Below are 24314 nucleotides of genomic sequence, written 5' to 3'. Positions count from 1 at the left end.
TCCCTGAATCAGTGAACACTGCTTTTAGAAAACAGATTAATGACCAACACACCAACGATAATTAATAGCATACCAATAATTGCTGGTAAATCGAGCTTCTGCTGATAAATAAATATCGCCGCGATAGACACCAATACGATACCTAAACCCGACCAAATGGCATATGCGATCCCTAAAGGTATTAACTTAACAACCTGTGATAGCCCCCAAAAAGAAACGGCATAGCCAATCACCACAATCAAGGACGGCCAAAAACGACTAAAACCATCGGATGCTTTTAATGTCGTTGTTGCTATCACCTCTGCGATAATAGACATCAATAAAAAACCTAGCCCTTTCATCCGCTCATCCTTACTCTTTGAACTTATTAAAATAGTAGCGAATTTAGCATAGTTCGCGATCCCTGTAACGCACCCTCACATAAAAAAAGCCACAATAGAAATAATTCTATTATGGCTTTTTCACTTTTTCGTCGGAAATTTAGTGTAACGCAGTGGATGCTTGCAGCTGTTCGTTAAATGAGCCTTTATAACGCCTAAAAATAAAAATGCACCACACTAATGAAATCAATCCAAATATGGCCCCTACATAACCAATATTCGTCATTCCCATATGAACAATAATTTGATTGCCTAATAAGGCGCCACCACCGATGCCAATGTTAAAGATCCCAGAGTAAATTGCCATCGCTAAATCTGTTGCATCAGGCGCTAAATCAATCACTTTGACCTGCATACCTAGGCCTACACACATGATTGCAATTCCCCAGAATAGGCTTAATAGAACCAGCCAGCTAACGTGGCCACTCACTGGCATCAATAATAATAAGCTAATTGTTAATACCGCTATCGCAATTGGTAAAAAGGATAATGTATATTTATGACTGTAACGACTAAATATCACACTGCCGACAATGCCTGCTGCACCAAAAATAAGAAGCAATAACGTTGCAAAATTCTGACTTTGTTGTGCTATTTCACGAACAAATGGCTCAATATAGCTGTAAGCGGCAAAGTGTGCCGTCACAACGATAACGGTTAATGCAAATAACCCCACTAATGCAGGACGTTTAAAAATCACAGGTAAACTTTTTAATGAGCCTGAATGTTCGCTTGGTAACCTAGGTAAGAAGCGAATTAGCGCAATCATCGTCAACAATGCGATAGCACCGATACATAAGAAAGTGACTCGCCAACCTAATAATTGTCCAATCACACGGCCAATTGGCAGTCCTAAAACTGTCGCTAATGCCGTACCAGTTGCGAGTAAGCCTAATGCTTGCGCTTTTTTACCTGCTGGTGCGACACGGATTGCCAAAGACGCGGTAATTGACCAAAACACCGCATGTGATAGAGCGATACCAACCCGAGCAATGATTAATACATCGAAATTCCAAGCAAAACCGGAAAGAATATGGCTAAGCACAAACACAATAAACAGTAATGCTAATAACTTGCGACGTTCTATCTTACTGGTTAGTAGCATCAAGGGTAATGACATTATTGCGACTACCCAAGCATAAATAGTGATCATTAGCCCTGTATGCGCAACTGTCATATCAAAACTTGCAGCAATGTCACTCAATAATGCGACGGGAACAAATTCTGTAGTATTGAAAACAAATGCGGCGACTGCTAGTGCCACAACTCGGATCCAAGCTGTTTTTCTAGAAACCTGTGTCATTGTCTTGCTTACGCCTTTGTTGGTATCAGCAAATACTCATCCCCCAATCACAAAGTGATTGGTTAAAAACCAGAAGTCATGAGTTAGCTGAAATTTGATATTGCTTCGCTGACATAATAAGAAGCAATCGATTTTGTGTGAATTGTATCACATTTTTTCACCGCAGTTAAAGCCGCTCAATATCAAACCATCAATAAATAATGGCTCTATTTCTTATCGTTCTAGCCTCATCAATAATTTCGTGAGCGGTTAGGCCAATAGGACCGATACCTTTTTGTACCAATACATCTGCGGCTTTACCATGTAACCAAACGCCTGCCCGTACGGCTTGTTCTATTGGCAGCTTTTGTGCCAGTAAGCTACCAATAATTCCTGATAATACATCGCCGCTACCTGCTGTCGCTAAACCACTGTTCCCCGTTTCATTACACCATGTTTGATTATCCGGAGCTGCAATGATCGTATGGTGTCCTTTCAACACCACCCAACAACCGAATCGTTGACTGAGCTGTTGCGCAGAAAAATGCCTATCTAATTGGATTTGTGCGACCGTTGTTTGTAGTAGTTTAGACGCTTCTTTAGGGTGTGGTGTGATGACTGTTTCTGACGAGAGTTTTACAGCTTCAGGGCGTTGTGCCAATAGATTGAGACCGTCAGCATCGATTAAAACGCGCTGATTTTGCGCTATAAGACGTAAAGAACCGTCTAGCAACATTTTCGCCTCGTGAGCAGTCCCTAAGCCACACCCTATGACCCAAGCCGTTGGGGTTTCACCATCCATAACATGACTCGCTTGGCGTAACATTAACTCAGGAGCCTGTTCCACTAAGTGTAATGCCTGTGGCTGCTGATTCAACCCAATGATGACTTTACCACAACCGCTTTTAAGCGCAGCGACCCCTGCCAATACACAAGCTCCCGTCATACCAACACAGCCACCTATAATATTTAGCGTTCCAAAAGTGCCTTTATGACTTTGTTCTGGTCTTGGTTGTACGAATATTGGAAACTGTTCTGCTAGCCACTGTTTTTCTTCTATCGTTAACATAATTGGCACTCCTTAAATTTTCGTACAGCGCGATGACGTAAATTATCTCTTCTTAATTTGAATAATTCATATTAAGCCATTCATTGATGGCACATTGGATAAACTTTCTATGATAGAATATTAGCAAATTTATCTTTCTTAAAAGGACGCTTTTTGATGAAAACACATTTTCCTACTCAGCCTGATGTTAATGAACTCGCGGCAGAAGTGACTTGTATTAAAAATCTGCTGGCTCATATGTTAAAAGCAATTGGTCAAGCAGATGCAGGTAAAATTTTAATTAAAATGGAGCGTGAAATTGCATCAATGGAAGATGAAAAACAAGCTGAAATTTATCGAAATACATTAGATCAAATAAAAGCAGGGTATCGCCAATAGATTATTTTAACGATTAGTGCTATTTAAGGGCGTTAATTTTTCAATTACACTTAAAACTGCACAAATAACTAAATATCATTTATTGAAATCGCTTATCTTTGATCTCGAATTAAACCATTCTTTATTCATTTAGCTCCCCCTTCAGATCCCTATGAAGGGGGCTTTTTTTTGCTTAAAATTAGGCTTTTACTTTCCCATCATAAATATCTTGGCAATGCTGAATATAGCTCTCTAATGTCATGTCGGCAGTTTTATTATCCTGTGCCCTTTGTTCTTCAAAGGCCCATACTTTAAAATTTTGCCCTAAATTGGCACCAGACATACCAACTTCTTTATACATACGATGATAAAAACCATTTGGAGATTGATAGATTTCAAATTTAAATGGCACTAAACGAGCTGGGTTTTCAACTGTCGCAAATTCATTACCAAATACCAGCGTTTTCACAAGTATATCCATTTTCTATCCTTATAACTCATTCACTATTAAAGCCTATTGGCCTATTACCCGTATCCATCATAGACTATTCATCGATTTACAGCCTAAGAAAAACTACGCTATTTCACTTAGAGAATACACTATTTTGATTTATATTAAATTAATGCCTGTAACTAATTTTTTATTTTCAAATAAAAAGCCCGCGGTGATTAATTCAACGCGGGCTTCTGTCTAATTTAGAGCATCAATTATATCATTGCGACTCTTCGACTATTTTAAGTATTCACCTGAACGTAGTGCTTCAATACGTTTATCCAATGGAGGGTGCGACAAGAACAGTTCATTGAATGCTTTACCACGGCCATTAATACAGAATGCCATTAAACGCCCTTCTTCTTGTGGCTCATAGCTCGTTTTCAAACGCTGTAATGCTGCAATCATTTTTTCTTTACCAACGAGTTTTGCAGAGCCTGCATCCGCATGGAATTCACGATAGCGCGAGAACCACATGGTGATAATACTCGCTAAAATACCGAATACGATTTCTAATACCATCGAGACAGCAAAGTAAACCATTGGGTTACCATTACTGCTTTCACTTTCTTCATCGTTGCTCGACATAAAACCAGAAACAAACTGAGCAATAATACGTGAAATAAAGATAACAAACGTGTTTACAACACCTTGTAACAACGTCATTGTGACCATGTCACCATTAGCAATATGGCTGATCTCATGCGCAATAACAGCCTCTGCTTCATCACGGCTCATATTTTCTAACAACCCAGTGCTTACCGCTACCAGCGATGCGTCACGGCGAGCACCTGTTGCAAATGCATTAATATCAGGAGCATGATAAATAGCAACTTGTGGCATTTGAATACCGACTTGCTGTGCCTGACGGCTCACCGTATTCATCAACCATTGTTCAGTTTCATTACGTGGTGATTCAATAACTTCGCCACCAACGGACTTAAGCGCCATCCATTTTGACATTAATAACGAAATAAACGCACCACCGAAACCAAACAGGCCCGCCATGATCATCAGACCTTGAACACTGCTTCCTTTAACACCCGTCAAGGTTAAGATTATCCCAAACACAAACATAACTGCTAAGTTTGTGAGTAAGAATAAGGCTATTCGCATCATATTTTTTTGTTTCCTTGGTAAAAATAAATATCACGAAGAATTTACTGTATAAATAAGGTTTTTTCATACTTTTTCAAGTGGCTTAACAAGAAAAAACCAAAAATTAACATAACTTTACACACATCATAAAAAAGGCCAGCTTTTGCTGGCCCTGACTATAATCTATTGTATAACCAATTTATTTTTTATTGGTTAATAGACTGGTCTCAGGATGAGCAAGATCAATCGCAATTTTAACTGTTTCGTCTAAATATGGGTCTGGCCCTTCGTAATCTTTAGGTAAATCATCTATAGACTTCAACAATGGTTTACCCTCTTTTGCATAACGTTCATTTATACGTTTCAGTTTAGTGGCTTCAAGCTCATTATCTTCCTTCAAACGCTGGGCATAATTCAGCGAGATAAGATTTTTACTCTCTTTATTCGCTTTATAATGCGCAATGTCTTCATCGATATACTTGAACTCCGTATCTTTGCTAATACGCGCTAAGTGTTTCGTTTTGAGTTCAGACACATCCTCAGTAATATCCCCTACCTTGCTGTAATTAGCAGGCGGAATACTATCCCATGGTAGCGCATTGTCTTCAAAGCTCTCACCTGTTTCAGCAGGATCTTGCCCTGTTGGCATAACAATATCAGGTGTTACCCCTTTACGTTGCGTACTCCCACCATTCACACGGTAGAATTTCTGGATAGTATATTGGACAGAACCCAGTGCTGGCCATTCAGGTTTTAGCATTTGATCATAAACACGGCTTAAACTACGGTGTTGTTGTACTGTACCTTTACCAAAAGTCGGTTCACCGACAATCAAAGCACGTCCATAATCTTGCATTGCCGCCGCAAAAATTTCTGATGCTGAAGCACTAAAACGGTCGACGAGCACGACCAACGGCCCTTTGTAATAAATGACATCATCATCATCGATATCTTGACGAACCTGACCATTATTATCACGAACCTGAACAATAGGCCCTTTAGGAATAAATAAACCGGATAACGCTACGGCTTCGGTTAATGCGCCGCCACCATTACCACGCAAATCAATAATCAGTGCAGACACATTATCCTTGGCCATTTTTTGCAGTTGAGTCTTCACATCATTGGTCAAACCAACATAGAAGCCAGGAATATCTAAAACGGCAACTTTCTCTTTACCCACATTTTTAATTGTTAGCTTAACCGCTCTATCTTCCAAGCGGATTTGTTCGCGAACAATAGTCACGATATGCGGTTTAGCCCCTTTCGTGTCGGATAACACTTCTAAGCGAACTTTGCTGCCTTTCGGCCCTTTAATCAAAGCCACCACATCATCAAGACGCCAGCCAACAACATCCACCATGGGTTTACCCGTCTGACCGACACCAATAATCTTATCGCCGACTTTTAACTCTTTGCTTTTCGCGGCTGGGCCACCGGCAACTAAAGAATTAATCACTGTATTCTCATCGTCTTGCTGTAATACAGCCCCAATACCTTCAAGCGACAAACTCATTTCAGAGTTAAATTGCTCAGTATTACGAGGAGAAAGGTAACTGGTATGAGGATCGATTTCTCGAGCAAATGCATTCACGATCAACTGAAAAACATCCTCACTTTGCCCTTGTGTTAAACGTCTTAGCGCAAAATTATAGCGTTTAGTCAGTTTTTCTTTGATCTCTTTATCGTCTTTGCCCGATAGCTTCAGGTTCAGCCAGTCATACCTAACTTTTTGATCCCAAAGTTTATCTAATTCTTGTTTGTCTTTTGGCCAAGGCATCTTGCTACGGTCGACTTCAATTGAGTCTGTGGCATCAAAATTCATTGGCTGATCAAGACGCGCTAGCGCATATTCAAAACGTTCAAAACGTCTTTTTTGCGAAAGGTTGTACAGGTCATAGAACTTATCCAGTTTTCCATCTTCAAGCCATTCACCGACTTTCGCTTTGTCTTTTGCATACTCATCAATATCAGACTGAAGCAGAACATTATGACCGTAATCCAACATATTCAGATAACGATCATATATTTTACCGGAGAATGCTTCATCCAAATCAAACTGGCGATAATGTGAACGAGTAAATCGAGACGTTACCCTTTCACTGACGGTGCCATGCTGAGTGTCCTGTTTTAAAACAGGTAACTGAGCAGCAGTGACCGGAGTCACTGCTTGAGGATTAGCAATTGCACTACCAAAAGTGGCAACACTAACAACTAATGCAATTTTTAAAAGTTTGTTCATGCCCTGATTGACCTCCGTATCAGAACTTTAAATGTTCCGCGCGCACAATCATTGCCATTCCTGTTGGCAACTGAACTCTGACACCGTCTTTTGCAATTTCCAGCACAGACGCTTCCATCAGACTAGTACCAACTTTCACTTTCAAAGTCTGACCGACTTGAAGTGCGTTAATATCAGTCACTGATTTCAGTTTTTGTTCTGGAGATGCTGCACCGCTACGGCGCTGAGGTTTAGTCGAGGAGTTTTGTGGGCGTTCTTTATTTTCTGACTGACGATGGCGCGGTGCATTTTCTTTTGCAGTTACCGGCTTACGGGTGTTTTTATCACCTGATTTTTTGGCAGCGGGTCGTTTTTGCGCTTTTTGCTCTGCACGTTGCGCTTGAACTCGAGCTTTTGCCTCAGTCAATTGTTGACGTGCATGAGTAATATGCTCCGCCTCTAATTCACCACAATCATTACCATCTAAGTCAACGCGTTTAGCGCCTTCTTTAACACCGTAGAGATAACGCCAGCTAGAGGTATACATACGCAATGCTGAACGCAATTGCGTTTTACTAATACCATCTTCTTCAGTTAAACGACCTACGATATCCTGAAAAATTCCGACTTTTAACGGACGTGCTTCGCCTTCAGCGATAAAACAGCGTGGAAAACGCTCAGCTAAAAATGCGATAACTTCTTTACTACTATTCAACTTAGGTTGATTTTCCATGAAATTTCCTGATAACAACGATTTTGCCAACCAGCACGGGCATGAACAAGCCGACATTATAATAGCGTTGCAGACAATTGCCACGTTCCTATTAAGTTAACACACGAATATTTAGTGATAATTAGGCATTGAACACATTGCCAGATGTTGGCACAACTGACTTACAAGGTGTTTTAAACCATTTTCATCATCTTGGTCAAATTGGTTGAAATTCGGACTATCAATATCCAACACGCCTAAAACTTGACCATTAACTTCCAAAGGAAGCACAATTTCAGCGTTACTTGCTGCATCACAGGCAATATGACCTGGAAAAGAATGCACATCATCGACACGCTGTATTTTATTTTGGCTATATGCCGTACCACAAACACCTTTGCCAAACGGTATTCTGACACAAGCTATTTTTCCTTGAAAAGGACCTAGAACTAATTCTTGCCCATTTTTGAGGTAAAAACCAACCCAATTAATCCCCTCTAATCGCTCATACAACAGTGCACATGTATTCGCTAAACTAGCAATTAGATCATATTCTCCTGCTAAAAGAGCAGACAAATTATCTGAAAGTTCGTGATAATACTTGTTTTTATCCATAAAATTTTCTTGTAATAATAAAATGATGCAATAAATTTAACATTTCGTGCAACCTGTAGGTTAGCAAGTTGTCACTAAATCGTAAATTTTTTTACACTAGATTACACGCGCAGCTAAAACCAACGAGCAATATAATGAACCACATTAATCATAGTGATATAATTTCGCAACATTGCTGCTATTGCAATCTTAAATTATCTATTCCACCGCATAATGCGCGCCAAGTTGTCGTATGCCCACGGTGCCATAGTCAGTTAGATGATGGGCGCTCTTGGTCATTAAAGCGCTTGTTTATTCTTTCGATTACATTATTGATGTTAGCCCCTATTGCATTTTGGCAACCCCTTATTTCGATTCATTTGCTCGGTACGCAAATTTACGCCAATGTCATTGAAGGGATTAGCCTGATTAACCATCAAGGGGATCCCCTATCAGCGAGTATTATTGCTTTTTGTGCGATTGTGGCCCCCTTGTTTTTGCCAATAGCGCTTATCTATCTCTATATCGGAAAATACTTTTCCTTAAATTTACGCCCCGTTTTGCTGGTCTTGAGCCGTTTAAAAGAGTGGGTAATGCTAGATGTCTATCTCATTGGCGTCGGTATCGCGGCGATTAAACTGCAAGATTACGCAAGTGTATTTATCGGTAATGGGCTAATTGCTTTTATCACAATGACCCTTATTAGCCTATTGATATTAATTCATCTCAATATCGAACAACTTTGGCGGACATTTTATCCTAAACGTGAGCAAGCTGATGATCCTCATGCCTTAACTTGCCAAGCCTGTCATTTTACGGCACCTGCAAACCAACGCGGAGTGTGCCAACGCTGCCATCGCCCGTTACATCATCGAGAACCTTATAGTTTGCAAAAAACATGGGCCGCACTGATTGCTGCGATGATACTACTGTTTCCTGCTAACTTAATGCCGATTTCCGTTGTCTACATTAATGGGCAACGAATGGAGGACACCATATACTCTGGCGTTGTTTCACTCATTGATTCAGGAAATTGGCCCATTGCAGCCATTGTTTTCATCGCGAGCATATTGGTACCATTTATTAAAATACTGATCATGATTCTACTGCTATTTTCAATCCAATATAGAAGTGGTACTGACCCTGTGCTGAGAATGAAGTTACTGAAATTCGTATCATGGATTGGTCGTTGGTCAATGTTGGATTTATTTGTTATTGCACTCATGATGACACTCATCAATCGCGATCAATTGATGTCTTTTACTATGGGCCCTGCCGCATTGTTTTTCGGTGTTGCTGTTATTTTAACTATACTCGCTGTCGAGTGGCTTGATAGTCGTTTAATTTGGGACTCTTATGCAAAATCACAATCAACAAAATGAACCTGCTGAGCAAGAAGCCATTTTACGCAAACGAGCGCGTATCTCACCATTTTGGCTTTTACCGCTTGTGGCGGTCTTCATCGCAGGTTGGTTGCTCTTCCAACACTGGTTAGAGCAAGGTACAGAGGTGACCATTGAATTTTCTTCAGCGCCGGGAGTGGTTGCTGGGAGAACCCCCATTCGCTATCAGGGGGTTGAGGTTGGATTAGTTCAATCCGTCACGGTTAGCCAAGACATGAAAAAAATCATTGTTAAATCAAGTATAAATAAAGATATGAAACCTGCACTTACCGCAGGTACCAAATTTTGGCTGGTCACACCCAAAGCTTCTTTAGCTGGCGTTTCTGGGTTAGATGCCTTGGTTGGGGGGAACTATATTGGAATGCAGCCCGGTACCGGTGAAGAGCAACACAATTTTATCGCTCAAGACTCTCCCCCTCAGTTGCAAACGGAAGAAGGGCAATTGCTGATCTATTTAACGGCAAAAGATTTAGGCTCTTTGCATGAAAACTCCCCCATTTACTATCGAAAAGTACCTGTGGGCTATATCTCTGATTATTCTATTTTACCTGATGATAAAGGTGTTTCCATTGCGGCGGTCATTGAAAAACGTTATACCAAATTGGTAAAAGAAAATAGCCAATTTTGGAATGTCTCCGGTTTCCAAGGCGGCTTTGACCTGAACTCGGGCGTCAATGTCAAAATGGAAAGTCTTTCTGCTGTCATCAATGGTGCTATCGCGTTTGACTCTCCCTCTCACAGTGCGCCTGCACAAGAAGGACAGCAGTTTGTTTTACATCCGAACAAAGATGAACTTAAACAGGATGAGCAGCAACACAAACAAAGTTTAGTTGTCTCTTTATGGTCGCCTGAGACATATGGCGTCAATGAAGGGCAACCTATTGTTTATCGTGGCGTTAAAGTAGGTAAGGTGTTACAGCGTAACTTACTTGACGACAAAGTGATGTTTCAAGTTGCCATCTTAGATAAATATCGCCACCTCATCCTTGCTGATACTAAATTTGTTGCGAACAGCCGCCTTGATGTTCAATTAGGATTAACTGGAATTCAGTTTCAAGGGGCCACGCCTCAAGAGTGGTTAGACGGCGGCATTCACTTATTAGTTGGTAAAGGGAAAGAGACCTTGCCTGAAACTTTCCCATTATATCGTAGCGACGATAATGCAAAAGCGGGGATAACCGGCTCATCACCCACAACCACTATCACATTAAACGCAACGACCCTTCCCGACATTCAAGCAGGCTCTGTCGTGCTTTACCGTCAATTTACGGTCGGTGAAATTGTCTCAATCCAGCCGACTAATGAAGGCTTTGCGATTAATATTCATATCTCTAGCCAATATCGCCATTTATTAACCAAAAAGAGTGTCTTTTGGGCGGAAGGTGGCGCAAAAGTCAAATTAAACAGTAACGGATTAACCGTACAAGCGGCTCCATTGACACGGGCAATTCGAGGCGCAATTAGCTTTGATAATATTCAAAGTGCTGCTCTTGATAGCACAAGACAACACACTCTTTACCCAACAGAGACCGCAGCAAAAGCTATCGGTAGCGTAGTGACTTTAACCACTTTTGATGCATCTAAATTGTCAGAAGGAATGCCTATTCGCTACTTAGGGATTGATATTGGGCAAATAGACACATTGAAATTGTCAGCGAACAATCGCGAGGTGAATGCGCGCGCGATCCTCTACCCTGAATATGTTCAGGCCTTTACCAAAAGCGGTAGCCGCTTTGCTATTGTCACTCCCGAGCTTTCTCCTGCGGGTTTCAATAACCTTGATACCCTTCTACAACCTTATATCAGCGCTGAACCCGGTAGAGGAAATAGAAATCGTTACCAATTTGAACTACAAACTGCCAATATCACCGACTCCCGCTATTTGGATGGGTTAACTATTGTACTTGATGCAAGTGAAGTAGGCTCAATCCAAGTGGGAACGCCATTACTATTTAGAGGAATGGAAATAGGAACTGTTACTGGTTTATATTTGGGAGAGCTTTCCGATCGCGTCTATGTTGCGTCACGTATCGGAAAAGAATACCAATACCTGATCCGCGATAATACCCAATTTTGGATCTCATCTGGCTATAACATGTCATTTGGCCTTACTGGCGGCATGATTAAGAGTGGTACTTTCAAACAGTTCGTTCGTGGTGGCATTTCTTTAGCTACCCCACCGACAGTGCCTCTTGCCCCTAAAGCCAAGCCCGATCAGCATTTCATTCTAAAATTAGAACCACCAAAAGATTGGTTAGACTGGGGGACATCTATCCCTAAACAATAATCACTAGAAAGGTGCATATTTTAACAATATTGCACCTTTTCTTTAACGTCACCAAAAAAAATATTTTGGAAATAGGTTTCATTTATACTATGCTTAGTTTTGTTAAGTCGATAATCTATTGTCACAGACCCTATGAGAGGTAATCTAATGAGCATAGTTAATTTGAAAATATCTTCCTATGAAATCAACGATGCTGTTATGCATGATCATAAAAGTGATATTCTCAGTATCCCTTGTGATTCGGATACCGAATTTTGCATGCAGCTAGACGGTTGGGATGAAAATACCAGTATTCCAGCGCTTATTAATGAAAAACCCGTATTGTTATATCGTCATCGCTATGACAAAGATAACCATCATTGGGTGATGAGAGTGGCTTAATTGATGAAGTCGCTATCATATCAACAGCAAGTTACAGGCAAAAAAAGAGGCCTGGTAGATTCCGATTACCGGGCCTTGGGAAATGGCTCTGGCAGAGCCGTGCGCTAAAAATTGCCATTGAGACGTAACAAAGTACAATTTAATACTAGCTTGCTAAGCGCACTCTTACCACATAAATTATCAATTTTTTTACATATTATTAACACAATTTATTTCTTAATATTCGAATATCGAGCTATTTGATTGATAGGTAAATTCTATATCAAAAATAAGTGTAACCTTTCAAGTTTAGCTGGGGTTAAATGCATAAATGGTAAAAAAAATGCCATAAATGATAAGTAATATGCTTACGATTTACGGCACTTATTATTTTACTATAAATATAATATCAGGCTTTCTTGCACAGCTTCTCTGCTGCTAACTTAAGCGGTTGAATACGCTCTTCGGTGGTTTTCTGTGTATCAATGGGCTTTAATAGCACATCAATTGGTTGAGCTTTTATCTCTTTATTCTTCATCTGGCTATCCGCGACATCATTAAGTGGGTATTGCATTAGTGTCGCTGGATTGATCACAATAAGTGCCCCATTGCCTCGGCACTCTAGCATCACCTCTTCACGGGTAAATGGCCAATCATCACCAAATTGCTTTTTACTCACGGTCTCGATAGGGGCAGCTGCCACACTAAAAGTGGTACTTACCAACAACATAGAATAAAGCGCTAATTTCAGTTTCATGAAAATTACCTTGTTAGAACATCAAATTCACTATCGTATTATTATACCGGCTGATAAGTTGCAAAAATAGCGACAGCCAAAATGGCCACACTTCCTAACAACAATTCAATCCAGCTATTAACAATCAAATATTGTAATCGCCCTTTTCTTTTGATCGTCGGCACCAGTATATAACGATTAATCAAGGCGAGTAGGACCATTAACGCGACTAAACCAATTTTTAACCAAAGCCAAGATTGATATTCTGAGCCAGAATAGCTTAACGGCCAATTTGGCAATAATGTTATCGAACTCATGATCCCTGTCATTAATACCAATACTACAGCAACATGTCCTGCACGTGAGAAACGAATCAAACTAACAAATATTTGCTTATCTAAGCCTGTAGCTAATTCATTTTTATCACGTAAAAATTGAATGCAAATCAGGAATGGCCACAAACCACCAAACCAATAGGCTGAGCTGATAAGATGAATGAATTGATTCAAACGATGTAGGCCCCCTATTAAACCATCATGCATCGCTGCATGACCAATAAGAGCATGTAATCCGAGTAGAATAATCGAAAGTATTAACAGCAGGTATAAACGAAGATTTTGTGAACGAATAAAAACAACGACAAGCGTCATTAAGGAAAAGAGTAATTCCCAACGCCACACTTGACCGAATGTTGTACTAAAAACGCTCTTCCAAATATCAATATCAAGTGTATCTTCCCAGCCATCTCCCATTAACCCAGCTTGAGCAGACATCCACGCAAAAGCAGTAAGTGCCGTGATGACTGCACTAAAGATAATCGCACGATTAAGGAGTTGACGAAGAACCTGACGAAAAGCGCCAACACTGAGAACAGCCGCGAATATTGACATACCACACATCAACATCGCAGCGACAAAATGGGAAAAGCGTATGACTGTATAAAATGCCTCTAGAGACATGATTATTTCACAGTAAAGCTATATTCACCCTTTGTTTTATGTCCATCGACAGAAACAACACTCCAATTAACATCATACTTACCGGTCGCAAGGTTGCTTTCGATAGGTACGATAACCTTGGTATCATTACTTGGGTCTAATGCCGGTTTACCTGTTTTCACTACACTATTATCAGGCCCCGTCACTTTTACCTTAGTAAAGTTGATCTCAATACCTTCAGAGAAGTTTAGGGTAATTGACTCTGGAGCTTGTTCTACTGAAGCACCCTCTGCTGGAAGTTGATCTTTTAAATGCGCATGCGCAAATGCCTGTTGAAATGACATGCCTAAAAACAATACAGCAACCGCACTTAATTTGCGCCACGATGATTTGAGTTGATAGATTGGCATAGTAACCCCTTAATTTGCAGGTGAATTTAGATTTATTGCCAACCATTATACGGAAGAAATACGCTTTATCGCCAAAAAAATCGATTTAGCTGTTTAAGGTGTGATTATTGACACAAAATGAAAAGAAAAAGGCTCATGAATGTTGAAATTAATCACTACGATTCATAAGCCTATTGATGTTTTATATTAAACGTGTGCAGCGGCAGACATATTTTTTAGATCTTTATCCAATAAGAATAGCGCTTTGCCACTTTCACCCACCATATCCAGTTTATCCAGAATGGATTTGAATAATTTCTCTTCTTCATGCTGCTCTGCAACATACCACTGTAAGAAATTAAACGTAGAATAATCTTGCGTAGTCATCGCTAAATGCGCCAACTTATTAATTTCTGCTGTAATCTGCTGTTCGTGCTGATAAGTTTGTGTAAATACATCAGCAATAGATTTGAAATCAACCGGTGGAGCTGCAATTTGACCTAACTTCGGTAATGCACCTGTATCACTTAAGTAGTCAAATAAACGCTGCATATGTTCCATTTCTTCTTGAGAATGCGCTTTTAAAAACGCCGCAGCACCTTCAAAGCCTTTATCGCTACACCATGCACTCATTTGTAAATATAAATTAGCAGAATAAAACTCAAGATTTAACTGCTCATTCAATTTATTGATCATATCATTTGTTAACATATTCTTTCCTTAGCTGTTAAGATTAATTCCATTATTATGCATATAATAAAAATAATTAAAACCCTAAAACAATAATAAAACATAAAAATATAATCTACTGATAATTAATAACTTTACGTAAGATTAACAATAATCAATCTCATTATCTTTATTCATGTCATTTCATTATTTTTCATGAGGAACAAGAATTATTCTTATTTAAAAATACATTATATCATTATGGTTATTGATTAATTTATTACGTGTTTTATATGCAAAATTCTCTTTTTTATAAAAAGTATTAAATTATTTATATCTCTTCAAACATCATGAATCTAGTGATTTTTATCCATAAATTGCTACACTATCCTCTCTACAATGAAGTGATTGAGAGTGGATATGAGCTATAATCTTGCATTATTACCTAAAGACGAAATGGATAAAATCAACGTAGATCTTCAAGCTTCCGGAGTTGCCTTTAAAGAGCGTTATAATATCGCCGTCATTGCAGAAGCCGTTGAACAAGAACAACCTGAACATCTTCGAAACTATTTTAGGGAAAGGTTGATCCACTATCGTCAACTCTCACAACATTTTTCTCGTCTTCCATACGAGCCTAAAAATCGTTAGACGTTATCAAGCGTCATAAAAAAGGGAAGCTAAATGCCTCCCTTTCCTATCAATACTTAAATAATATATTGAGGATTATTTTGTAGAGTTATAAGTGATCGTGGATTTTTCACAATCAACTACCACGTTATAATGTAAATCCTGTTTAGATCCTCTTACCGTTAACGGCACTTGATAACCTGTCGCCGTTTTAGTCACTTCTTGATTATTCACCCAAGCAACTGCTTTTTTACCCACCAATGCCTTTTCATCTCCCCAACGAGGTAGACGATTGTTCATAAAATCATTTTTAACTTGTGCAGCGATTTGAGGCTCTGCTAATTTTTCACAGCTAATAAAGGGGGCTGCTTTGCCTTCTTCTTGATTAGCGCTGAATGCAATTGAACTGAACAACAATGCACAGCTACCTAAAGCAAAACCGATTTTTTTTCCAGCCTTCATGCTTCCTCCGATCCCTATAAAATGTTAGGTAACAAATTAGTTCAGTGACCATAGTTAATTTTTTACGACATTTATCTCATCTAACTAAAATAGTCGAAATATTTATAAACTGCCAGAAATGGTATGACTTAACTAATATGTATCAGATTTTAGCATAAATGTTAATAGTTTGTTTTACTCATATTTATTTTATTCTTCAAACCGAGCATGAATCTGCTCTTTATCTTTATGCTTCTCACGAATTTCTTGTGCGACCAGTGCGATCGCTTCCCCACTGCTCATTCCATCTGCCATTAATTGATGAATGCGTTCAACAGCTTCCTGTTGTTCTTGATGATTGAGTGCAGGCATGCCTGAAAACATCTTTACCTCTCTTCTTACTGGTTAATCATTAAGTGATTTAGGTGAAAATAAAAAATTTTAGCCTAATTTTAACAGCTGTTAGCTGTTTAAGATAAGATATATGCTAATCTGGACAGTAATTCTTTTTGTGGATTTTTAGATTAGTATAGACAAATGGTTATCAATAAAATACAACTTCCTTATCATCCTGATGCAGCTATTGATTACTTTGCTCCACTAGCTCATCAACCTTGGTCCATGCTCCTGCATTCAGGCAATGCGGATCATCCACATAATCGATACGATATTATCGTTGCTGATCCTATTGCGACGCTCATCACCGAGGGGGATAAAACGACCAAAACCCACTTACAAACTGTCGAAGTTTCGAGTGACGACCCGTTTAAATTACTCCAACAATCCATTGAACAATTCACACCTAAACACGCTCGTGACGACTCGCTCCCTTTTACGGGGGGGGCTTTAGGTATTTGGAGCTACGATCTCGGTCGACGTATTGAAAAAATGCCACAAATAGCCCATGTTGACCTGCACTTTCCCGATATGGCCGTCGGTATATATGAATGGGCTTTGATTGTCGATAATCAAGAAAAAACGGTCACATTATTGAGTTACTCCGATGTACATGAACGTCTTAATTGGCTAAAAAAGCAAAAAGCACCACGCAAAACGCAATTTACGCTCACTAGCGCATGGCATTCAAACATGTCACAAGAGCAATATCAGCAAAAAATACAACAAATACATGAATACCTGCGCAATGGTGATTGTTATCAAATCAACCTAGCACAGCGTTTTGATGCCACCTATAAAGGCAATGAATGGGATGCTTTTTTATCACTCACTCAATCAAACCGAGCGCCTTTTTCTTCCTTTATACGCCTACCTGATAATGCAGTGATAAGCATTTCACCTGAACGTTTTATTCTTTTGCAGGATGGGGAAATTCAAACTCGACCAATTAAAGGTACACTTCCACGATTAGAAGATAAACAAGAGGATCTCATTCAAGCTGAAAAGTTAGCTAATTCGCCTAAAGATCGCGCTGAGAATCTGATGATTGTCGATTTACTTAGAAATGATATTGGTCGCGTTGCTGTGCCGGGCTCCGTGAAAGTGCCGGAATTATTCGTTGTTGAAGCTTTTCCAGCCGTTCATCACCTCGTTAGCACCATCACTGCAACTCTTGCTGCACCTTATACTGCAACAGATTTGCTTCGTGCCAGTTTTCCTGGTGGTTCAATAACTGGCGCACCTAAAATTCGTGCCATGCAAATTATAGAAGAGCTTGAACCTCATCGTCGGCATGGATATTGTGGTGCAATTGGCTATATTAGCTTTTGTGGTAAAATGGATACTAATATAACGATTCGTACTTTGTTAACTGATAAGAAACGTATTTACTGCTGGGCCGGTGGCGGAATCGTTGCTGACAGCCAAGCAGATAAAGAATATCAGGAAACGTTTGATAAATTACGGCTTATATTACCCTTGTTAGGAGAATTGCAGCATAATGACTAAACTGAATGACTTTATTAGCCGTTTTCAGTTTACACTTCCTGTTACTCGCCAAACACAACGTACGGCGAGTAAATCTGCTGCTGTACTTCTTCCGATCATTAATAAAAAAACACCAACCTTGCTGTTAACACAGCGCTCACCTTTCTTGCGCTCTCACGCAGGTCAAGTCGCTTTTCCGGGTGGCGCTAGCGATCCTGAAGATGGTTCTCTGATCACCACTGCTTTACGGGAAGCGTATGAAGAGGTAGCCATTCCTCCAGAAAAAGTACAAATACTCGGGCAGCTTACCCCTCAACAAAGCCTTGGTGGCTATGAGGTCACCCCCGTTGTCGGATTATTGCCTCCAGGTATTGACTATCACCCTAACCCTAGTGAAGTTGCTTCTGTCTTTGAAGTGCCTCTATTTGATGCATTATCATTGAGCCAACATAAGTATGTTGATGTAAAACGGGCAGGAAGCAGTAACCGCATCTTTTTCTATTGGCATAATAACCATTTAGTATGGGGACTGACTGCCGCCATTATTCATCAGTTAGCTCTTCAACTAAAATAGCGCCTTCATCACGAAATCGCTGACATTTTGTGCTATTTTTAATCAATAGGCCTTTTGTTGCTACCTTATTTTAAAAAATAATTTAAACTTACTGGTTAACACTACTAAATAACAGTAAAGTAGCGCCCTTTAAAATAAATCACTAAATATCTACTTTTTTTAAGGAGTCCTGCGTGATAAGCGTATTCGACATGTTTAAAGTGGGCATAGGTCCTTCAAGCTCTCATACCGTCGGCCCAATGAAGGCGGGAAAAGAATTTGTCGATGATTTGGTAAATAAACAATTATTACCAAGCGTCACACGCATTGCGGTTGACGTTTATGGCTCTCTTTCGCTCACTGGAAAAGGTCACCATACCGATATTGCAATCATTATGGGCCTTGCTGGCAACTTACCTGCAACCGTTGATATTGAATCTATTCCAAGCTTTATCGATAACGTTGAAAAAACGGAAAAATTACTGCTAGCCAATGGTACTCACACCGTCGATTTTCCTCGTGAAGGTGGTATGAATTTCCGTTCAGATAACCTCCCTTTACACGAAAACGGCATGACCATCCATGCGTTTTCAGGTGAAGATGAAATTTACACCAAAACTTACTATTCCATCGGCGGTGGTTTTATTGTTGATGAAGAACACTTTGGTCAATCCACTCTCGATAGCAAACCTGTATCCTATCCATTTAAATCAGCAGAAGAACTGTTACTTCATTGCAAAAAGACAGGCTTATCCATTTCTAGCTTGATGATGAAGAATGAACTAGACCTTCATACTAAAGAAGAAATTGAGGCATATTTTGCCGATGTCTGGAAAACCATGCAGGCTTGTATAGAAAGAGGACTCAATACTGAAGGTGTTCTTCCTGGGCCACTACGCGTGCCTCGTCGTGCTCCAGCACTGAATCGCCTCGTAACTTCATCAAGCAAACTGTCTAATGACCCAATGAACGTTGTGGATCTCATTAACATGTATGCTTTAGCTGTTAATGAGGAAAATGCGGCTGGCGGGCGTGTCGTAACTGCACCAACGAACGGTGCATGTGGTATCGTCCCCGCTGTACTTGCTTATTATAATCACTGTATTGAACCCGTCACTCCTGAGCTTTATACCCGTTATTTCCTTGCATCTGGTGCTATTGGTATTCTTTATAAAATGAATGCTTCCATTTCAGGTGCAGAAGTTGGCTGTCAAGGTGAAGTCGGTGTCGCATGTTCGATGGCCGCTGCTGGCCTCGCCGAGCTGTTTGGTGGTAGCCCTGAACAGGTTTGTGTCGCGGCTGAAATTGGTATGGAACATAACCTAGGTTTAACCTGTGACCCTGTTGCTGGCCAAGTGCAAGTACCTTGTATCGAACGTAATGCGATTGCTTCCGTCAAAGCTGTCAACGCAACGCGTATGGCATTGCGTCGAACAAGTGAACCACGAGTCTCTCTCGATAAAGTTATCGAGACAATGTATGAAACAGGAAAAGACATGAATGCAAAATACCGTGAAACCTCTCGCGGTGGTTTAGCCATTAAAGTCCAATGTGATTAAACACTCACACTACCATTAAACGGTTATTTGATACCGCGTATAGCACTTTATTTTGTATACGCGGTATTTATTTAGCAACGGTTACTTTGAGCATTATTTAACCTCACAGATATCTTTTTCTGCTCTATATTTCTCCTACTTTGCTCATCACATGGAGCCATTTTATTCTGTGATAAATATTTAATGAAAAGTGATTTTATATTCTTTATCTTTTAACGGCTCCCTTTCAGAACTTCCTACTGCTGAATCGTGTCATTTTTTGACACTTTTTTAATCTCACGCGTAAAAACCTTACATTTCCTATTCTTTTTTTGTTACCGATAACAGTTTAATTATCCATTTAAAAATCATTTTTAGATAATTAATTCAACAAAACAAATATATACAGATAAAACTTGCATTTTATTTGAAATAACCTGCATGTTTTTAATTTTCTGACGCAAAACAAGTTTTTACGCTTATACAAAATGTTATGCTACCTTTTCTAATGATCGTAATTAGCATGATAATTGTTTACTCGTTGTACTAAGTGGAGTGAATTTAATCAGCTAATATTATTAATACCGTTCTTTAATTAGGAGGTTTCATCACCCTGATTCAATTTTGACCTGATAAACAAATTCCGTTCTATATCTGTTAAGAGGGAAATCAAGTGAGTATAGCTATTATGATTGGTACCCACGGTGTGGCGGCAGAGCAGCTTCTCCGTACCACCGAAATGTTAATTGGCGAGCAGGAAAATGTCTCGTTTATTGACTTTGTACCAGGGGAAAACGCGGACACCCTATTTGAAAAGTACACAGCAAAACTAGCTGATTTAGAGACCTCCAATGGAGTGATTTTTCTAGTCGATACATGGGGCGGTAGCCCATTTAACGCGGCGAGTCGTATCGTAAACGAACATAAAAACTATGAAATAGTCACTGGTGTTAACGTGCCTATGTTAGTAGAAACTTTTATGTGTCGCGATGATAACCCTTCCTTTGAGGAGTTAATCTCCGTTGCTTTAGAAACTGGCCGTGGTGGGATCCGCGCGCTGAAATTTAAAGAACCAGAAGCCGCTGTAACACCAGCGCCTGCTCAACAACCTGCGCCTGCACAAGTTGTCACCGCAGCGCCTGGCGAACATATGGTGATCGCACTCGCCCGTATTGATGACCGTTTAATTCATGGTCAAGTCGCAACTCGCTGGACAAAAGAAACACGTGTAAAACGTATTATCGTTGTCAGTGATGAGGTCGCAAAAGACCAAGTTCGTTCAACATTACTCAAACAAGTTGCCCCTCCGGGCGTTACAGCCCATGTTGTTGATGTTGCAAAATGTATTCGTGTTTATAACAACCCGAAATACGCGGGTGAACGTGTCATGTTGCTGTTCACTAACCCAACAGATGTAAAACGACTCGTTGAAGCAGGTGTAGATATAAAGTCAGTCAATATCGGTGGTATGGCGTTCCATGAAGGTAAAACTCAAGTGACAAATGCCGTGTCTATCAATCAAACAGATATTGACGCTTTCAATTATCTCAATGAGAAAAACATCGAATTGGAAGTCCGTAAAGTTTCTTCTGACAGTAAAGTTCAGATGATGGATTTGATTAAAAAATTAAAAAATTAGTCCTAGTTAAGCCGTTAATAATTTTAAATTTTAACCATTACTCGAAAACAGATTTACCAAACATGTTTGGTTACAGGAGATTAAACAATGGAACTTACCGTTGTTCAAATAGTACTGGTTTTCATCGTTGCTTGTATCGCTGGTATGGGCTCTATACTCGATGAATTTCAGTTCCATCGCCCACTCGTTGCCTGTACGCTTATCGGTATCGTTTTGGGAGACATGAAAACCGGCATCATCATCGGTGGTACACTCGAAATGATCGCATTAGGCTGGATGAACATCGGTGCTGCTGTTGCACCTGATGCCGCGCTTGCGTCAATTATTTCAACCATCTTGGTTATCGCTGGTGGGCAAAGTATCGGCGCCGGTATCGCTATCGCAATTCCACTGGCCGCAGCTGGGCAAGTATTAACCATCATCGTTCGTACAGTCACTGTTGCTTTCCAACACGCAGCTGACCGTGCAGCGAACAATGGTAATCTGACAGCAATTAGCTGGATCCATGTTTCGGCACTACTACTTCAAGCGATGCGTATCGCAATTCCAGCACTGATCGTTGCAGTTTCTGTGGGAACATCTGAAGTTAAACAAATGTTGGATGCGATCCCTGAGGTTGTCACCGATGGTCTAAACATTGCTGGTGGTATGATCGTGGTTGTCGGTTATGCCATGGTCATCAACATGATGCGTGCTGGCTACCTAATGCCATTCTTCTACTTGGGCTTTGTAACTGCTGCATTTACTGATTTCAACCTAGTTGCACTGGGTGTTATCGGTGCAGTTATGGCTATTCTCTATATCCAACTCAGCCCGAAATATAATAAGTCTCAAGTTGTTGTGACTCAAAATAATGCCAATGGCAACAACAACCTTGATAATGAATTAGACTAGGAGGATCGCAACATGGTAGATACAACAAGTCCAACAGCTAAAAAGCTGACACAAAGCGACATCCGAGGTGTCTTTATACGTTCTAACTTATTACAAGGTTCTTGGAACTTCGAACGTATGCAAGCCTTAGGTTTCTGTTATTCAATGGTGCCTGTCATTCGTCGCCTCTATCCAGAAAATAACGACGAACGTAAACAAGCGATTAAACGTCACCTTGAGTTCTTTAATACCCACCCTTACGTTGCAGCTCCAGTTCTAGGCGTGACCATGGCGATGGAAGAACAACGTGCAAATGGTGCTGATATTGACGACGGTGCGATTAACGGTATCAAAGTTGGTTTGATGGGGCCTTTAGCGGGTGTTGGTGACCCGATTTTCTGGGGTACCGTTCGTCCAGTGTTTGCTGCTCTGGGTGCAGGTATCGCGATGACAGGTAGCCTGTTGGGTCCAATTCTGTTCTTCGTGCTATTCAACCTCGTTCGCCTACTCACGCTCTATTATGGCGTATCCTATGGCTATAAAAAAGGGGTTGATATTGTTCAAGATATCGGTGGCGGCTTCTTACAAAAACTGACTGAGGGTGCATCGATATTAGGTCTATTTGTCATGGGGGCACTCGTGAATAAATGGACAAATGTGAATATCCCTGTCGTGGTATCGAGTATTGAGAATCCTGAAACAAAAATCATGGAAATCAAAACGATTCAAGATATTTTGAATGACTTGATGCCCGGTTTAGTGCCATTATTACTCACCTTTGCCTGTATGTGGCTACTTCGCCGCAAAGTTAATCCATTGTGGATTATCATTGGCTTCTTCGGATTAGGTATTTTGGGTGCTTGGTTGAAGTTCTTAGCACCATAATTTACTGTCATTAATTGAAATGGGAGGTTGCAGCCTCCCATTTTTACTTTTAAGCTCTCTAGAATGTTAACTTAGCCAAAGGCACTCAACATGACCTTAAATGATTTCATACTGGCCATTATTATTTTACTGATGCTACTGTATGCGATTTACGATGAATTTATTCAACATATACGTAAAGGGAAAACTCTACTAAAAATTAATCTAAAGCGGAAACATAGAGCTGATGCTATTATATTCATCGTATTAATCTGTATTGTTATTTATACTAATATTTCACGACATGGCAGTATATTAACCACATACTTGCTAATGGCTACCATTTTAATGTCAGTCTATTTGGCTTTTATTCGAACACCAAAATTATTTTTTAAACAAAATGGTTTTTATTTTGCGAATACATTTATATTGTATGACAGAATAAAAACAATGAATTTATCAGAAGACGGTATTTTGATTGTTGGTTTAGAGCATCGAAAAATTTACATCAAAGTATCACAACTTGATGATTTACAAAGAATATATGAATTTCTTATTAATCATAAATAATAGTTATATATATTCACATTAAGATTGAGGTTAATTAAAAATTAAGTTAACCTCAACCCTCCCATTCCTGCAAATGAAAATTATTCTCAATACTATTTAATAGGCACACAAAATTAAGTGTTGCCTTTAAATTAATTTATGATATCTTTCATTCCAAGTCATTGGGGAGTAGCCTATTCTGGAAATATATCCAGAATGTCCGTGTCAACATACTCGTTTGTTGTTTAAACGTGGTACGGACGCCATCTTGGTTGGCAAGACCATAGACACATGAATAAGCCTTTTGGTTGGGGGTAATTCATGTGTATATGGATGCACCAACCGAGGTTAATAT

Annotated in this window: 26 protein-coding genes and 1 riboswitch; of the genes, 12 read left to right on the top strand and 14 right to left on the bottom strand. The window is 39.8% G+C overall.

What is annotated here, in order from left to right:
* Nucleotides 1–8: 8 nt before the first annotated feature.
* The 3 genes from ACWPW6_RS09080 to ACWPW6_RS09070 form a co-directional block, all read right to left on the bottom strand.
* Nucleotides 9–341 (bottom strand): SMR family transporter, encoded by a 333-nt coding sequence (locus ACWPW6_RS09080; protein ID WP_154623638.1) that lies wholly within the window; start codon nt 339–341, stop codon nt 9–11.
* Nucleotides 342–480: 139 nt separating this feature from the next.
* Nucleotides 481–1683 carry a sugar transporter gene (locus tag ACWPW6_RS09075; protein ID WP_154623637.1) on the bottom strand — a complete coding sequence of 401 codons (1203 nt, stop codon included), beginning with the start codon at nt 1681–1683 and terminating at the stop codon, nt 481–483.
* 190 nt (nt 1684–1873) lie between these two features.
* Entirely contained in the window at nt 1874–2731 is an 858-nt protein-coding gene (locus ACWPW6_RS09070) for an NAD(P)H-hydrate dehydratase (RefSeq protein WP_154623636.1), read from the bottom strand.
* 156 nt (nt 2732–2887) lie between these two features.
* Here ACWPW6_RS09070 and ACWPW6_RS09065 point away from each other — a divergent pair, with 156 nt between their 5' ends.
* On the top strand, nt 2888–3109 hold the full coding sequence (locus ACWPW6_RS09065) for a DUF2594 family protein (RefSeq protein ID WP_154623635.1): 222 nt from the start codon (nt 2888–2890) through the stop codon (nt 3107–3109).
* Between the two features lie 178 nt (nt 3110–3287).
* Here ACWPW6_RS09065 and ACWPW6_RS09060 read toward each other — a convergent pair whose 3' ends face one another.
* The 5 genes from ACWPW6_RS09060 to ACWPW6_RS09040 form a co-directional block, all read right to left on the bottom strand.
* Nucleotides 3288–3569, bottom strand: a complete 282-nt coding sequence (locus ACWPW6_RS09060; protein ID WP_154623634.1) for a hypothetical protein — start codon at nt 3567–3569, stop codon at nt 3288–3290.
* A 249-nt stretch (nt 3570–3818) separates the two neighbouring features.
* Nucleotides 3819–4700: a protease HtpX gene (gene htpX / locus ACWPW6_RS09055; RefSeq protein ID WP_154623633.1), complete on the bottom strand. Its 882-nt coding sequence runs from the start codon at nt 4698–4700 to the stop codon at nt 3819–3821.
* A 178-nt stretch (nt 4701–4878) separates the two neighbouring features.
* On the bottom strand, nt 4879–6921 hold the full coding sequence (gene prc, locus ACWPW6_RS09050; RefSeq protein WP_250000434.1) for a carboxy terminal-processing peptidase: 2043 nt from the start codon (nt 6919–6921) through the stop codon (nt 4879–4881).
* Nucleotides 6922–6940: 19 nt separating this feature from the next.
* Nucleotides 6941–7633, bottom strand: a complete 693-nt coding sequence (proQ, locus tag ACWPW6_RS09045; RefSeq protein ID WP_154623815.1) for an RNA chaperone ProQ — start codon at nt 7631–7633, stop codon at nt 6941–6943.
* A gap of 111 nt (nt 7634–7744) precedes the next feature.
* The gene (locus tag ACWPW6_RS09040) at nt 7745–8227 is read right to left on the bottom strand and encodes a GAF domain-containing protein (protein WP_154623814.1); all 483 of its coding nucleotides are present in this window, start codon (nt 8225–8227) and stop codon (nt 7745–7747) included.
* A gap of 134 nt (nt 8228–8361) precedes the next feature.
* Between ACWPW6_RS09040 and yebS the strand changes: the two genes are divergently transcribed.
* The 3 genes from yebS (at nt 8362) to ACWPW6_RS09025 (ending at nt 12277) form a co-directional block, all read left to right on the top strand.
* Nucleotides 8362–9588: a membrane integrity lipid transport subunit YebS gene (gene yebS / locus ACWPW6_RS09035; RefSeq protein WP_154623813.1), complete on the top strand. Its 1227-nt coding sequence runs from the start codon at nt 8362–8364 to the stop codon at nt 9586–9588.
* Nucleotides 9563–11896, top strand: coding sequence for a PqiB family protein (locus tag ACWPW6_RS09030; protein ID WP_196713141.1), 2334 nt, complete (start codon nt 9563–9565; stop codon nt 11894–11896). Before yebS ends, ACWPW6_RS09030 begins: the two co-directional genes overlap by 26 nt.
* Before the next feature lie 147 nt (nt 11897–12043).
* Nucleotides 12044–12277, top strand: a complete 234-nt coding sequence (locus ACWPW6_RS09025; RefSeq protein ID WP_154623811.1) for a DUF1480 family protein — start codon at nt 12044–12046, stop codon at nt 12275–12277.
* Nucleotides 12278–12665: 388 nt separating this feature from the next.
* Here the strand turns inward: ACWPW6_RS09025 and ACWPW6_RS09020 are convergent, their stop codons facing one another.
* The 4 genes from ACWPW6_RS09020 to ftnA form a co-directional block, all read right to left on the bottom strand.
* Nucleotides 12666–13013, bottom strand: a complete 348-nt coding sequence (locus ACWPW6_RS09020) for a YebY family protein (RefSeq protein ID WP_154622387.1) — start codon at nt 13011–13013, stop codon at nt 12666–12668.
* A 41-nt stretch (nt 13014–13054) separates the two neighbouring features.
* Nucleotides 13055–13951: a copper homeostasis membrane protein CopD gene (gene copD / locus ACWPW6_RS09015; RefSeq protein ID WP_154622386.1), complete on the bottom strand. Its 897-nt coding sequence runs from the start codon at nt 13949–13951 to the stop codon at nt 13055–13057.
* A gap of 2 nt (nt 13952–13953) precedes the next feature.
* A complete protein-coding gene (gene copC, locus ACWPW6_RS09010; protein WP_154622385.1) occupies nt 13954–14340 on the bottom strand; it encodes a copper homeostasis periplasmic binding protein CopC in 387 nt (128 codons plus the stop codon).
* 186 nt (nt 14341–14526) lie between these two features.
* Nucleotides 14527–15030 (bottom strand): non-heme ferritin, encoded by a 504-nt coding sequence (gene ftnA / locus ACWPW6_RS09005; protein ID WP_154622384.1) that lies wholly within the window; start codon nt 15028–15030, stop codon nt 14527–14529.
* A 378-nt stretch (nt 15031–15408) separates the two neighbouring features.
* On the opposite strand from ftnA, the gene ACWPW6_RS09000 reads away from it, so the two are divergent.
* Complete coding sequence (locus tag ACWPW6_RS09000; protein ID WP_154622918.1) at nt 15409–15639, top strand: DNA polymerase III subunit theta; 231 nt, start codon at nt 15409–15411, stop codon at nt 15637–15639.
* A gap of 75 nt (nt 15640–15714) precedes the next feature.
* On the opposite strand, the gene yebF is transcribed toward ACWPW6_RS09000, so the two are convergent.
* Together yebF and ACWPW6_RS08990 are read right to left on the bottom strand one after the other, a co-directional pair.
* Complete coding sequence (yebF, locus tag ACWPW6_RS08995; RefSeq protein ID WP_154622919.1) at nt 15715–16080, bottom strand: protein YebF; 366 nt, start codon at nt 16078–16080, stop codon at nt 15715–15717.
* A gap of 189 nt (nt 16081–16269) precedes the next feature.
* A complete protein-coding gene (locus ACWPW6_RS08990) occupies nt 16270–16443 on the bottom strand; it encodes a YoaH family protein (protein ID WP_154622920.1) in 174 nt (57 codons plus the stop codon).
* Between the two features lie 153 nt (nt 16444–16596).
* On the opposite strand from ACWPW6_RS08990, the gene pabB reads away from it, so the two are divergent.
* The 7 genes from pabB to ACWPW6_RS08955 all read left to right on the top strand — a co-directional run bounded on the left by pabB (nt 16597) and on the right by ACWPW6_RS08955 (nt 23980).
* Entirely contained in the window at nt 16597–17964 is a 1368-nt protein-coding gene (gene pabB / locus ACWPW6_RS08985) for an aminodeoxychorismate synthase component 1 (RefSeq protein WP_196713142.1), read from the top strand.
* Nucleotides 17957–18517: a CoA pyrophosphatase gene (locus ACWPW6_RS08980; protein ID WP_154622922.1), complete on the top strand. Its 561-nt coding sequence runs from the start codon at nt 17957–17959 to the stop codon at nt 18515–18517. Before pabB ends, ACWPW6_RS08980 begins: the two co-directional genes overlap by 8 nt.
* Nucleotides 18518–18690: 173 nt before the next feature.
* On the top strand, nt 18691–20055 hold the full coding sequence (locus ACWPW6_RS08975) for an L-serine ammonia-lyase (protein WP_163861497.1): 1365 nt from the start codon (nt 18691–18693) through the stop codon (nt 20053–20055).
* A gap of 652 nt (nt 20056–20707) precedes the next feature.
* Nucleotides 20708–21673 (top strand): PTS mannose transporter subunit IIAB, encoded by a 966-nt coding sequence (gene manX / locus ACWPW6_RS08970; protein ID WP_208852747.1) that lies wholly within the window; start codon nt 20708–20710, stop codon nt 21671–21673.
* A gap of 87 nt (nt 21674–21760) precedes the next feature.
* A complete protein-coding gene (locus ACWPW6_RS08965; RefSeq protein WP_154622923.1) occupies nt 21761–22567 on the top strand; it encodes a PTS mannose/fructose/sorbose transporter subunit IIC in 807 nt (268 codons plus the stop codon).
* Between the two features lie 12 nt (nt 22568–22579).
* Nucleotides 22580–23431: a PTS mannose transporter subunit IID gene (locus tag ACWPW6_RS08960; protein WP_154622924.1), complete on the top strand. Its 852-nt coding sequence runs from the start codon at nt 22580–22582 to the stop codon at nt 23429–23431.
* A 90-nt stretch (nt 23432–23521) separates the two neighbouring features.
* Nucleotides 23522–23980 (top strand): DUF986 family protein, encoded by a 459-nt coding sequence (locus ACWPW6_RS08955; protein WP_154635697.1) that lies wholly within the window; start codon nt 23522–23524, stop codon nt 23978–23980.
* A 151-nt stretch (nt 23981–24131) separates the two neighbouring features.
* A riboswitch (yybP-ykoY riboswitch) is annotated at nt 24132–24309 on the top strand.
* Nucleotides 24310–24314: the final 5 nt, after the last annotated feature.

The organism is Providencia sp. Marseille-Q8014 (assembly GCF_965112055.1).
The sequence above is the reverse complement of the archived record's forward strand: the minus strand, read 5'-3'. Positions and strand labels throughout refer to the sequence as shown.